This is a genomic window from Pseudomonas sp. ZS1P83, assembly GCF_054897825.1.
Map to the genome: position 1 here is coordinate 6,098,303 of NZ_CM142706.1, position 11,698 is coordinate 6,110,000.

An 11,698-nucleotide genomic window follows, 5' to 3' on the forward strand; every position below is an offset into this window, starting at 1 on the left:
CTAAGCTGGCGACCCTTTTTTATACAGTGGAGTCTTGGCGATGAAGGCACGCATCCAATGGGCTGGCGAAGCCATGTTCCTCGGTGAATCCGGCAGCGGTCATGTCGTGGTCATGGACGGTCCGCCCGATGCCGGCGGTCGCAACCTGGGTGTCCGGCCGATGGAAATGCTCCTGCTGGGTGTCGGCGGTTGCAGCAATTTTGATGTGGTCAGCATCCTCAAGAAGTCCCGTCAGGCCGTTGAAAGCTGCGAAGCCTTCCTCGAAGCCGAGCGCGCCACCGAAGATCCGAAGGTGTTCACCAAGATCCACATGCACTTCGTGGTCAAGGGCCGCGGGCTGAAAGAAGCCCAGGTCAAACGCGCCATCGAGCTGTCTGCCGAGAAGTATTGCTCGGCGTCGATCATGCTCGGCGCGGCTGGCGTGGCCATTACCCATGACTACGAGATCATCGAACTCGGTTGAATCGACATTCAACTATCATAAAAGCAGTGCAGACTCTGGTGATCTAAAGCGGGCGTCTGTTCGGGTGTACGGCCTGTCGGTTGACGGGCCGCTACCCTGAAAAAAGTGGCGCAGGCATGCTTGATCACGCGGCCGGGCCGCAATACATAGAGAGTTTTAACGGTGAAAAGCAAACTCAAGCTCCACGGGTTCAATAACCTGACAAAGACCTTGAGCTTCAACATTTATGACATCTGCTACGCGGAAACCCCGCAAGACCAACAGGCTTACGTCGAGTACATCAATAAAGAGTACAACGCCAAGCGCCTGACGCAGATCCTCACAGAAGTTGTCGATATCATTGGCGCCAACATCCTGAACATTGCCAGTCAGGACTATGAACCGCAGGGCGCCAGTGTCACGATTCTGATCTCTGAAGAGCCGGTGACCCCGACCGACAGCCAGATCGAAGAGTCCCCGGGCCCGCTGCCTGAAATTATCCTGGCCCACCTCGACAAGAGCCACATCACGGTGCACACCTATCCGGAAATCCATCCGGTGGACGGTATCGCGACCTTCCGTGTGGACATTGACGTGTCGACCTGTGGCGTCATTTCACCGCTTAAGGCGCTCAACTTCCTGATTCACCAGTTCGATTCGGACATCGTGACCGTGGATTATCGCGTGCGCGGCTTCACCCGTGACGTGGAAGGCAAAAAGCACTTCATCGATCACGAGATCAACTCGATTCAGAACTACCTTTCCGAAGACACCCGTGACGCGTACCAAATGACCGACGTGAACGTGTACCAGGAAAACCTGTTCCACACCAAAATGCTGCTGAAGAACTTCGAACTGGATAACTACCTGTTCGGCGACGCCACCAGCAGCCTGTCCTCTGAGCAGCGTACTCAGGTGACTGACCGCGTGAAGCACGAAATGCTGGAAATCTTTTACGCGCGCAACATGTCGAACTGATTCCTGGGCGCAAAAAGAAAGGGCGCTGAAAAGCGCCCTTTTTTTTGTGCCCGGGATTTGGGGATCAGATCCGGTAAGTACTCTTGGTCATGACCTTGGCCATCAGGCTCATGCCGAACTTCACCGGTGCCGGGAAGCGGAAACCCCCAGCCTCCAGCGCGCTTTCGGCGTGGTGTTCTTCATCAATGCGCATCTGCTCGAGGATCGCCCGGGACTTTTCGTCCTCGGCCGGCAGTTGTTCAAGGTGTTCGTTCAGGTGTTTGCAGACCTGATGCTCGGTGGCAGCAACGAAACCCAAGCTGACTTTATCGCTGATCAACCCTGCTACCGCGCCGATCCCGAACGACATGCCATAGAACAGCGGATTGAGAATGCTGGTGTGGCTGCCTAACTGTTTTATGCGTTGTTCGCACCAGACCAGGTGGTCGATTTCTTCTTCGGCGGCATGTTCCATGGCTGCGCGCACTTGCGGCAGCTTGGCGGTCAGGGCCTGACCCTGATACAGCGCCTGGGCACAGACTTCACCGGTATGGTTGATGCGCATCAGGCCGGCGACGTGTCGGGTGTCTTCGTCGCTCATTTGCGCATCCGGCTGCACGATAGCGGGCGAAGGACGGTACGGCTGGCCACTGAAGGGCAGCAAGGTACGCATCGCGGCATCGGCTTGCAGCAGAAGACGGTCAATCGGCGAGTAGTGACGTTGGGTAGTCATGCTGACCTCCGGGAAGAATCTCGGCGGCCAGTTTAACCCAATCGGCCGGCGAAGGTTTGCGTTGGGTCATTGTGATGCAGGCTTCTCCTGTAGGAGCACAGCTTGCTGGCGATGGCGATTTCAATGACGCCATTGCCAGCAAGCTGTGCTCCTACAAGGGCGGGGAATGAATCAGCCCGGCGGCCAATGCATCTGGCGCTGACCCAGCACGTGCATATGAATGTGATAGACAGTCTGCCCACCCAGTGGATTGCAGTTCATGACCACGCGAAAGCCCTCTTCGCAGCCCAGTTCCAGGGCCAGACGCTGGGCGGTGAACAGAATGTGCCCGGCCAGTGCCTTGTCGTCCTCGGTCAGGTCGTTAAGCGTGCGCACCGCTTTTTTCGGGATCACCAGAAAATGCACCGGTGCCTGTGGGGCTATGTCGTGGAAGGCCAGTACCTGGTCGTCCTCGTAGATGATCTTGGCCGGGATTTCCCGGTTGATGATCTTGGTGAACAGAGTATCCACAGCTGTTTCTCCGTTGTTTGGGCTGGCCTGAGTTTAACCATGGGTTATGCCCGAGCCCAGCCTTTTACCTTGAGGGGCGATCAGCGCGGGCAGTAAGCCTTATTGACCATGCCTGCGATTGTCCGGGTCAGCCAGCGTGAGCCGAGCCGCGGCAGGAAGGCGCGCCAGCGGTTGCGTCGACCCGGAATAATGATGGCGCGATTTTTCTCCAGAGCCCTCACGGTATAGAGCGCGACTTCCTCCGGGCTCATCAGCATTTTGCTGTCGACCAGTTTGCCTGCGTCCAATTGCGCGGTGCGGAAAAACGCCGTGCGGGTAGGACCGGGGCAGAGCACCGAGACCTTGACCGCACATTTTTTCAGTTCGACGCGCAACCCTTCGGAAAAGTGCAGCACATACGCCTTGCTGGCGTAGTAAGTACTCATCCATGGGCCGGGATGGAACGCCGCAACCGAGGCGACATTCAAAATCTGCCCGCCGCCCTGCAGCGCCATACTGTTGCCGATCGCGTGACACAGGCGAGTGAGCGCGAGGATGTTCACTTCGATCAGGTCCTGCTCGGTCATCCAGTCCTGAGCCAGGAAAGGGCCGCAAGTGCCAATGCCGGCGCAGTTGACCAGCAAATCGATCTGTCGGTCACCTTCCTCCAGCTCCAGCAGAAAACCGGACAGCCGCAGCGGCTCGCCGAGGTCACAGGCTCGGAACAACACTTCCACGCCAAAACGTTGAGTCAGTTCAATCGCAATACTTTCCAGCTGATCACGCTGCCGGGCCACCAGAATCAGGCTGCGGCCGCGCCGGGCCAGCGCTTCGGCCATCGCCAGGCCGATGCCGCTGGAAGCGCCAGTGATCAGAGCGTAACGGGTCATGCATTTCTCCATCGCAACAGCTCCGCGCCGGCGACGCAGGTGTCACGGGCGGGGAGCGCTGTTCATTCTTTCGCAGAGTCTACAGGGGGCTGGGCTTCTTCGGCTGCATCGTCGGCTGAATTTGGTGCCGGCTCTGCTTCCACAGCGGCCTGATCTTCGATCTCTTCGGTGGTCGCGGAGTCACTTTCATAACTGCTCTGTGTGGCGCTTTCGTATTCACTTTGAATGGTAGAGAGGCCACCGGCCAGTCCGCCGATGAACAGGATCGCGATAAACACCAGCCACAGTGAAGACAGGACCTTGACCGCGGAGCTGTTGGGCGGTGGTGGCGCACCATATCGATTGGCGGTGTTATTGCCCGGCGCAATCATCATCACGAACGGAAAGATGCTGCCCACGAACGGCACGAGAGTCAGTAGCCAAAGCCAGCCAGACCAGCCGATATCATGCAGACGCTGGACACTGAACTGAATGCTGACGAACGCGAGCGCCACGAATAGAACAAAGGCCAGCAAGCCACCAAGAATCAGTCCGGCGGTCGAGTCCGTGCTGATGAGGGCCAGGCCGAAAACAGCAAGCACAGCGCCAACGGCAAGGGTGACGAGTGTCAGGGCCATCGTCCATGCCAGGTAACGCAAGCGGCCGATGCGGCCCTCGAAACTGAACGCCTTGAGTGGGGCAAATTCGGGCAAGGCTTCGCCGACGGTCGCCCGGGGTGGTGCGTAAGGGGATTCAGGATCTGCTGTGAGGGCAGGGCCGTGTTCATGAACGTCAGACAGGTTCAGCTCGATCGAAGGTTCGGATTCGATCCGGGCATCGATACCGGTTTTGGTCAGCGCCTGGAGATAAGTCTGAGCATCGGTCTGTGACAGGTCGCGTTTGAGTGCAACCGGCTTGCCACTGAACAGCCGCTCGATGGCAGCCACATCGCTTTTGAACAGATCGGCGACATTGAGCTTGGCGGTGGTGACGTCAACACCTGGCAGCAGAGCGCCGTCGAATACGATCTTGAAACGGTTTTCGCTCATTGCGAGGCATCCTTGTCGCGAGTGTTTTAGGGAGAATTGCGCGTGGAGTGTAAGGCCAGCCGGAATGGACTGGCCAAGTTTTCCTGTCAGCGTGGCCAGCGTTTGGGCAGCGCTGCCGCCAGCTCGAGGGCTTTGCGGTACTCGGCATCAAGGCGAGCGACCAATTGATCGACACTCGGCAGGTCATCGATTTCGCCGACACCCTGGCCTGCGGACCAAACGGTTTTCCAGGCTTTGGCTTCATCGCTGATAGGCTTGAGTTTGGAGCCGAAGTTCACCTCACCCTTGCCTTGCAGCGCTGCCATGTCGAAACCCGCAGCCTCAAGGCTTTGACGCATAAAGCTCGCCGGTACCCCCGACACCGCTGGAGTATGGACGATGTCCGCCGCTCTGGAAGTCAGCAGCATCTCTTTATAGGCGTCAGGCGCATGACTTTCGGTGGTGCCGATAAATCGCGTACCGAAGTAGGCCAGATCCGCACCGAGCAATTGTGCAGCGAGAATCTCGTGGCCGTGGTTCAGGCAGCCCGCCAGCAGCAGCGTCTTGTCGAAGAATTGGCGTATCTCCGCAATCAGCGAGAACGGGCTCCAGGTCCCGGCGTGTCCACCGGCGCCTGCTGCCACGGCGATCAAGCCGTCGACCCCGGCCTCGGCGGCTTTCTCGGCATGGCGACGAGTCGTCACGTCATGAAATACCAGACCGCCATAGCTGTGCACGGCATCGACCAGTTCTTTCACGGCGCCGAGGCTGGTGATCACGATCGGCACTTTGTGCTCGATACAGATCTCCAGATCCGCTTGCAGCCGCGGGTTGCTGTTGTGGACGATCAGGTTCACCGCATAAGGCGCCGGATTCTCCAGTGTTGCCAACCCTGCTTCGATCTCTTCCAGCCAGGCCTTGAAGCCACTGCTCTCACGCTGGTTCAGCGCGGGGAAGCTGCCCACCACACCAGTACGGCAGCAGGCGAGCACCAGCTGGGGGTTGGAGATCAGGAACATCGGCGCTGCCACCACAGGCAGGCGCAAACGTTGTTCGAGCAGAGCGGGCAGCGACATTGGAAGTACCCCGGTGAGTTGTGCTTATTGGAGTTAGAACGGCCGAACGACAACCAGAATTACAATAGCCAGCAATATCAGAACCGGCACTTCATTGAACCAGCGATAAAAGACATGGCTGCGGGTGTTCTCACCACGGGCAAAACGTTTCACCTGGGCGCCGCACATGTGGTGGTAGCCGATCAGGATCACTACCAGCGTCAACTTCGCGTGAATCCAGGCACCTTGACTAAATATGCTGGGGTTCAAGGCGATCAGTGCAATGCCGAAAATCAGGGTGGCGATCATCGCCGGGCCCATGATGCCGCGGTAGAGTTTGCGCTCCATGATGCTGAAGCGTTCTTTGCTGACGGTGTCTTCGCTTTGGGCGTGATAAACGAACAGGCGCGGCAGGTAGAACAGGCCGGCAAACCAGCAGACCATGCTGACGATGTGAAGCGCTTTGAGCCACAGATAAAGCATTTTTAGTTATTCCCAGGTTCACGGTAGCGAAGATAGTAGAGGGTAGAGCGCCCGCACGTCACCTTGACGGTTGTCGCAGAGCCGCGCGGCCCCTATTATCGACGGCTTTCCAGTGGGTTTGTTGAGGGCAGGTTTATGGTCAAGGTCGGTATCGTCGGCGGCACGGGTTACACCGGTGTCGAACTGCTGCGTCTGTTGGCGCAGCACCCGCAAGCTGAAGTGGCAGTCATCACTTCCCGATCCGAGGCCGGTCTGGCCGTGGCTGACATGTATCCGAACCTGCGCGGTCATTACGATGGCCTGGCGTTCAGCGTTCCGGACATCAAGACGCTGGGCGCTTGTGACGTGGTGTTCTTCGCTACGCCTCACGGTGTTGCCCATGCCCTGGCCGGTGAACTGTTGGCTGCTGGCACCAAGGTTATCGACCTGTCGGCTGACTTCCGTCTGCAAGACGCCGATGAGTGGGCTAAGTGGTACGGTCAGCCTCACGGCGCACCGGAACTGCTGGAAGAGGCGGTCTATGGCTTGCCGGAAGTCAATCGCGAGCAGATCAAACAGGCCCGCCTGATCGCTGTGCCAGGTTGCTACCCGACCGCTACGCAATTGGGTTTCCTGCCACTGCTTGAAGCAGGTCTGGCCGATACCACCCGCTTGATCGCTGACTGCAAATCCGGCGTCAGCGGCGCCGGTCGTGGGGCTTCCGTAGGTTCGCTGTACGCCGAGACGTCGGAAAGCATGAAGGCCTACGCCGTCAAAGGTCACCGTCACTTGCCGGAAATTCGCCAGGGTCTGCGTCGCGCAGCGGGCAAGGACGTTGGTCTGACCTTCGTTCCGCACCTGACGCCCATGATTCGAGGCATCCACTCGACGCTCTACGCGACCGTCGTGGATCGCTCGGTGGATCTGCAGGCGCTGTTCGAAAAGCGCTATGCCAACGAACCGTTCGTCGATGTCATGCCGGCCGGCAGTCATCCGGAAACCCGCAGCGTGCGTGGCGCCAACGTGTGCCGTATTGCCGTGCATCGTCCACAGGATGGTGATCTGGTGGTGGTATTGTCGGTGATCGACAACCTGGTCAAAGGCGCGTCGGGTCAGGCGGTGCAGAACCTGAACATTCTGTTCGGTCTGGATGAACGCTTGGGTCTGTCCCACGCAGGTATGCTGCCGTAAGGTTCATTCCACTCAGCAAAAAGGCCCGTCTGACGGGCCTTTTGGCATTTCGGGCGGGCAAATGTGTTGATTGATATACCGTAACAATAGTTGACCGATTTTCTAGGAGAAGCGGATAATGCGCGTCATCACGCATTATGGCGGCGTAACGCCGGGAGATAGTTAGCATGAGCGTCGAATCCTTCACCCCCACGGCTTTGCAATTCACCCACGGTGCCGCGCACAAGGTGAAGAGCCTGGTCGATGAAGAGGGGAATGATCGCTTGAAGCTGCGCGTATTCGTTACGGGCGGTGGTTGTTCAGGTTTTCAGTACGGTTTCACCTTCGATGAAGAAGTGGCCGATGACGACACCATTGTCGAACGCGAAGGTGTGAGTCTGGTGGTCGATCCGATGAGCTTCCAATACCTGGCAGGTGCCGAGGTGGATTATCAGGAAGGTCTGGAAGGTTCGCGCTTCGTCATCAAGAATCCGAACGCCAGTACCACGTGTGGTTGCGGCTCTTCGTTCTCGATCTGATCACAATTCACCGCATCACCAAGCGCCGCATGGCCTCAGGGCTCTGCGGCGTTTTGCTGTCCGGAATTCGGTATGGCTAGTCAGGCAGGGTAGATGGCGCCAAGTAAGCGTAGGCCACGGGCGCCCGTAACGCTCGGGCGATTGGCGGCGATGCCTTCAAGGCAGCAATGGGCCAGCCAGGCGAAGGCCATGGCTTCGACCCAGTCCGGGTCTACACCGTAAGCCGCGGTGCTGGTGACCTTGGTGTTCGGCAGCAAAATGGCCAAACGGTTCATCAACGTGGTGTTGTGCGCGCCGCCGCCGCAGACAAGCAGTTCCTGGGTGTCTGATTGGGCGTTTTGCAGTGACTCGACGATGGTCAGGGCGGTGAGTTCGACCAGGGTTGCCTGCACGTCTTCGGTGGCGAAGGTCGGCAGCTGTGCCAGATGCTGTGTCAGCCATGGCAGGTTGAATAATTCGCGACCGGTGCTCTTGGGGCCGTTGGTCACGAAGAACGGATCACTGAGCAGCTCTTTCAAAAGAATCGGTTCGACCTTGCCGCTGGCAGCCCATTGGCCGTCGCGATCAAAGTTGTCGCCGCGTTGCTGGTGAATCCACGCATCCAGCAGAACATTGCCCGGGCCACAGTCGAAACCGGCTACCGGTTTGCCGGGCTCGATCAGGCTGAGGTTGCTGAAACCGCCAACGTTCAATACCGCGCGATTGCCTGCGCGTTTTTCAAACAACGCTTCGTGAAAGGCTGGAACCAGTGGCGCACCTTGCCCTCCGGCGGCCACGTCGCGGCTACGGAAGTCGCTGACCACAGTGATGCCGGTCAACTCCGTCAGTAGGGCAGGGTTTCCAATTTGCACCGTGAAGCCGCGCGCGGGTTCGTGGCGAATGGTCTGGCCGTGGCTGCCGATTGCACGAATGTCTTCGGGCTTCAGGTTTTGTTGATCAAGGAGGGTGTGAATGCCCTGTGCTGCCAGCTTCACCCAGTTCTGCTGGGCGATAGCAGAGCGGGCGATCTCGTCTGGGCCACTACTGCACAAGCCAAGCAGCTCGGTGCGTAGGGAATCAGGCATGGGAATGTAGTGCGTGGCGATCAGCTTGATCGCCGGGGCTAGCTCAACCAGCGCAATGTCCAGTCCATCAAGGCTTGTTCCGGACATCACACCTATATAGAGAGCCATGGCTTAGCGCTTGCTCGAAGCCAGCTGCGTGGATTTCTCTTGATCCATGCGCGCCATCATCGGTTGACTCTGCGCGAGGAAACGTGTGCGTTCTGCTTTGGAGATCGGATCGGCCATCGCCACCTTCTGGCCTAGTGGGTCGACGTGCACGCCATTGACCTGGAACTCGTAGTGCAAGTGCGGCCCCGTGGAGAGCCCGGTAGTACCAATGTAGCCGATCACCTGGCCCTGCTTGACGCTGCCGCCAGTCTTGATGCCTTTGGCGAAGCCTTGCATGTGGCCGTACAGCGTGCGGTAGGTATTGCCGTGCTGGATGATCACGGTGTTGCCATAGCCACCGCGGCGTCCGGCCAGCAACACTTTACCGTCACCGGCTGCCTTGATTGGGGTGCCACGTGGCGCTGCATAGTCGACGCCTTTGTGGGCGCGGATCTTGTTCAGGATTGGGTGCTTGCGGCCCATGGAGAATTTCGAACTGATGCGGGCGAAGTCCACCGGGGTACGGATAAACGCCTTGCGCATGCTGTTGCCGTCAGCGGTGTAGTAGCTGCTGTTGCCTTGTTTATTGGTGTAACGCACGGCGGTGTAGGTCTTGCCGCGGTTGGTGAAGCGCGCGGAAAGGATCGGGCCATTGCCGACAGCCTTGCCGTTGACGACTTTCTGTTCGTAGATGACATCGAACTCGTCACCCTGGCGAATATCCTGGGCGAAGTCGACGTCATAGCCAAACACGCTGGCCATGTCCATGGTCAGGCTGTGGGACAGGCCTGCACGTGCAGCGGATTGCGACAGCGAACTGTTGATCACGCCATGAATGTAGGCGGAGCGCACGGTAGGCTTGGCGGTAATGCGGTTGAATGCATAACCCTTGTCATTCTTGGTCAGGGTGATGCTTTCGACGTCGTTGACCTTGCTGTGCAAGTTGGTCAGCTGGCCATCGGGGCTTAGTTCGAATTCAAGTTTCTGACCATGTTTGAGTTGGCTGAACTGCTTGGCCTGTTTGTCGCTGGCCAGCACTTCATGCACCGAAGTTGCTGGAAGGCCGACTTTCTCGAACAGTGTGGAGAGCGTATCGCCTTTAGAAACGATCACTTCCCTATGGTTTGGAGATTTTTTTCCTTCGATCACAGAGGCGGGCGTGGATGCCGGCGCCGTTGCGGTCTGAGCGGTTTCCTGGGGTTCTTCTGTGCTGTTTTCGATCTGCGCGAAAGGGGAAGCTGCTGGCTCATTTGTGGCCTGGACGGCCTCGGCAGCGTCTTGATCTTGTGTCAGTTGTTCAGCAGGGCTTTCCAGTTCAAGACTCAGGGTCGTCTTTTTGGCTTCAACATCACTGGAAGGGAATACCAGAAGCGCCAGGCTCAGAAGGGCGGCGATGCCACTTGCTGCGAGCAGGTGGGTCTTCGGGTAAAGCGGCGGCGCTTTAGACGATTCTTTGGTCATAGGTAATTTTTGACTTTGAAAAAAGATGAATTGGAAAAGATGAATGACATGATGAAGATGAAATAACTGTATAAAATATAACCAAATCATCTCTGAAGCAAGTCCGCGAACGCTCTGTTCGTGGATTGGCTTCCGTGCGCCGGGCAGAACTTGTATTTGACGCGCGATCTTGTATGGTTGGTTCCCTTTGAATTCGAGCCTTGCGGGTCTGTTATGAAGTCGGTTGAAGAGCAGCTAGCGCTGATCAAACGTGGTGCGGAAGAACTGTTGGTCGAGTCCGAGCTGATCGAAAAGCTCAAGCGTGGCCAGCCGCTACGTATTAAGGCAGGCTTCGATCCGACCGCGCCGGATTTGCACCTGGGTCATACCGTGCTTATTAATAAGCTACGTCAGTTCCAGGAGCTGGGTCACCAAGTCATCTTCCTTATAGGTGACTTCACCGGGATGATCGGTGATCCGAGCGGCAAGAGTGCAACACGTCCTCCGCTTACCCGTGAGCAGGTTCTCGAGAATGCCGAGACCTACAAGACCCAGGTCTTCAAGATTCTTGATCCGGCGAAAACTGAAGTTGCGTTCAACTCCACCTGGATGGATCAGATGGCGCCGGCCGACTTCATTCGTCTGACCTCCCAGTACACTGTGGCTCGCATGCTCGAGCGCGACGACTTCGACAAGCGCTACACAACCAATCAGCCAATCGCCATTCACGAGTTTCTCTATCCGCTGGTTCAAGGGTATGACTCGGTCGCTTTGCGTGCGGATGTCGAGCTGGGTGGTACCGATCAGAAGTTCAACCTGTTGATGGGGCGTGAACTGCAGCGTGGATATGGTCAAGAGGCTCAGTGCATTCTGACCATGCCGCTGCTCGAGGGTCTGGATGGCGTGAAGAAGATGTCCAAGTCCTTGGGCAACTACGTGGGTATTCAGGAAGCGCCGGGTGTGATGTACAGCAAACTGGTTTCCATTCCGGATGCGCTGATGTGGCGCTACTTCGAATTGCTCAGCTTCCGCTCCATGGATGAGATCAATGCGTTCCGTGCGGATGTTGATACGGGTGCAAATCCGCGCGACATCAAGATCAAGTTGGCTGAAGAGATCGTCGCGCGTTTCCATGGTGAGGAGGCTGCGACCAATGCTCACCGTGCGGCGGGTAACCGTATGAAGGAAGGCGAGCTGCCGGATGATCTTCCAGAGATCGAATTGACTGCCGCCGAAGATATGCCGATCGCAGCCGTCCTTAATAAAGCAGGGCTGGTGAAGAACTCTGCGGTTGCGCGTGATCTTCTGGGTTCGGGTGGTGTGCGTATAGATGGTGAGATTGTTGATCGCACCTTTATATACG

13 protein-coding genes (1 of these 13 only partly in view) are annotated in these 11,698 nt (G+C 57.6%); 5 read left to right on the forward strand and 8 right to left on the reverse strand.

The genetic code is table 11. The annotated features are described in order from the left end of the window. Positions 1–40: 40 nt before the first annotated feature. On the forward strand, positions 41–463 hold the full coding sequence (locus ACYZT0_RS28575; protein WP_007941657.1) for an OsmC family protein: 423 nt from the start codon (positions 41–43) through the stop codon (positions 461–463). Between the two features lie 162 nt (positions 464–625). Continuing rightward, positions 626–1,420, forward strand: coding sequence for an adenosylmethionine decarboxylase (gene speD, locus ACYZT0_RS28580; protein ID WP_462044004.1), 795 nt, complete (start codon positions 626–628; stop codon positions 1,418–1,420). A gap of 64 nt (positions 1,421–1,484) precedes the next feature. Here the strand turns inward: speD and coq7 are convergent, their stop codons facing one another. The 6 genes from coq7 to hemJ form a co-directional block, all read right to left on the reverse strand. After that, a complete protein-coding gene (coq7, locus tag ACYZT0_RS28585; protein WP_008147238.1) occupies positions 1,485–2,132 on the reverse strand; it encodes a 2-polyprenyl-3-methyl-6-methoxy-1,4-benzoquinone monooxygenase in 648 nt (215 codons plus the stop codon). Positions 2,133–2,303: 171 nt separating this feature from the next. Further along, complete coding sequence (locus ACYZT0_RS28590) at positions 2,304–2,642, reverse strand: histidine triad nucleotide-binding protein (RefSeq protein WP_008147240.1); 339 nt, start codon at positions 2,640–2,642, stop codon at positions 2,304–2,306. An 80-nt stretch (positions 2,643–2,722) separates the two neighbouring features. Next, positions 2,723–3,511: an SDR family NAD(P)-dependent oxidoreductase gene (locus tag ACYZT0_RS28595; protein ID WP_046052341.1), complete on the reverse strand. Its 789-nt coding sequence runs from the start codon at positions 3,509–3,511 to the stop codon at positions 2,723–2,725. 62 nt (positions 3,512–3,573) lie between these two features. Then, complete coding sequence (locus ACYZT0_RS28600) at positions 3,574–4,539, reverse strand: DUF805 domain-containing protein (RefSeq protein ID WP_462044005.1); 966 nt, start codon at positions 4,537–4,539, stop codon at positions 3,574–3,576. A gap of 86 nt (positions 4,540–4,625) precedes the next feature. Further along, entirely contained in the window at positions 4,626–5,594 is a 969-nt protein-coding gene (locus ACYZT0_RS28605; RefSeq protein ID WP_462044006.1) for an NAD(P)H-dependent flavin oxidoreductase, read from the reverse strand. 33 nt (positions 5,595–5,627) lie between these two features. Beyond that, positions 5,628–6,056, reverse strand: a complete 429-nt coding sequence (gene hemJ / locus ACYZT0_RS28610) for a protoporphyrinogen oxidase HemJ (protein ID WP_008147249.1) — start codon at positions 6,054–6,056, stop codon at positions 5,628–5,630. Between the two features lie 135 nt (positions 6,057–6,191). On the opposite strand from hemJ, the gene argC reads away from it, so the two are divergent. Beyond that, complete coding sequence (gene argC / locus ACYZT0_RS28615; RefSeq protein WP_076029550.1) at positions 6,192–7,226, forward strand: N-acetyl-gamma-glutamyl-phosphate reductase; 1,035 nt, start codon at positions 6,192–6,194, stop codon at positions 7,224–7,226. 167 nt (positions 7,227–7,393) lie between these two features. Further along, positions 7,394–7,744 carry an iron-sulfur cluster insertion protein ErpA gene (gene erpA, locus ACYZT0_RS28620; protein WP_007947969.1) on the forward strand — a complete coding sequence of 117 codons (351 nt, stop codon included), beginning with the start codon at positions 7,394–7,396 and terminating at the stop codon, positions 7,742–7,744. Between the two features lie 80 nt (positions 7,745–7,824). On the opposite strand, the gene ACYZT0_RS28625 is transcribed toward erpA, so the two are convergent. Beyond that, a complete protein-coding gene (locus ACYZT0_RS28625) occupies positions 7,825–8,916 on the reverse strand; it encodes an anhydro-N-acetylmuramic acid kinase (RefSeq protein WP_462044007.1) in 1,092 nt (363 codons plus the stop codon). A 3-nt stretch (positions 8,917–8,919) separates the two neighbouring features. Further along, the gene (locus ACYZT0_RS28630; protein ID WP_462044008.1) at positions 8,920–10,356 is read right to left on the reverse strand and encodes a peptidoglycan DD-metalloendopeptidase family protein; all 1,437 of its coding nucleotides are present in this window, start codon (positions 10,354–10,356) and stop codon (positions 8,920–8,922) included. A 213-nt stretch (positions 10,357–10,569) separates the two neighbouring features. Between ACYZT0_RS28630 and tyrS the strand changes: the two genes are divergently transcribed. Then, positions 10,570–11,698: the 5' portion of a tyrosine--tRNA ligase gene (gene tyrS / locus ACYZT0_RS28635; protein ID WP_462044009.1), read on the forward strand. Its footprint extends 71 nt past the window's final position; only the first 1,129 of its 1,200 coding nucleotides appear in the window; its start codon is at positions 10,570–10,572; its stop codon lies beyond the right edge, outside the window.

What these genes read in the sequence shown, in the direction of transcription:
- ACYZT0_RS28575 (WP_007941657.1), top strand. Translation starts at nt 41, where the DNA reads ATGAAGGCACGCATCCAATGGGCTGGCGAAGCCATGTTCCTCGGTGAA.
- coq7 (WP_008147238.1), bottom strand. Translation starts at nt 2,132, where the DNA reads ATGACTACCCAACGTCACTACTCGCCGATTGACCGTCTTCTGCTGCAA.
- ACYZT0_RS28595 (WP_046052341.1), bottom strand. Translation starts at nt 3,511, where the DNA reads ATGACCCGTTACGCTCTGATCACTGGCGCTTCCAGCGGCATCGGCCTG.
- ACYZT0_RS28600 (WP_462044005.1), bottom strand. Translation starts at nt 4,539, where the DNA reads ATGAGCGAAAACCGTTTCAAGATCGTATTCGACGGCGCTCTGCTGCCA.
- ACYZT0_RS28605 (WP_462044006.1), bottom strand. Translation starts at nt 5,594, where the DNA reads ATGTCGCTGCCCGCTCTGCTCGAACAACGTTTGCGCCTGCCTGTGGTG.
- hemJ (WP_008147249.1), bottom strand. Translation starts at nt 6,056, where the DNA reads ATGCTTTATCTGTGGCTCAAAGCGCTTCACATCGTCAGCATGGTCTGC.
- argC (WP_076029550.1), top strand. Translation starts at nt 6,192, where the DNA reads ATGGTCAAGGTCGGTATCGTCGGCGGCACGGGTTACACCGGTGTCGAA.
- erpA (WP_007947969.1), top strand. Translation starts at nt 7,394, where the DNA reads ATGAGCGTCGAATCCTTCACCCCCACGGCTTTGCAATTCACCCACGGT.
- ACYZT0_RS28625 (WP_462044007.1), bottom strand. Translation starts at nt 8,916, where the DNA reads ATGGCTCTCTATATAGGTGTGATGTCCGGAACAAGCCTTGATGGACTG.
- ACYZT0_RS28630 (WP_462044008.1), bottom strand. Translation starts at nt 10,356, where the DNA reads ATGACCAAAGAATCGTCTAAAGCGCCGCCGCTTTACCCGAAGACCCAC.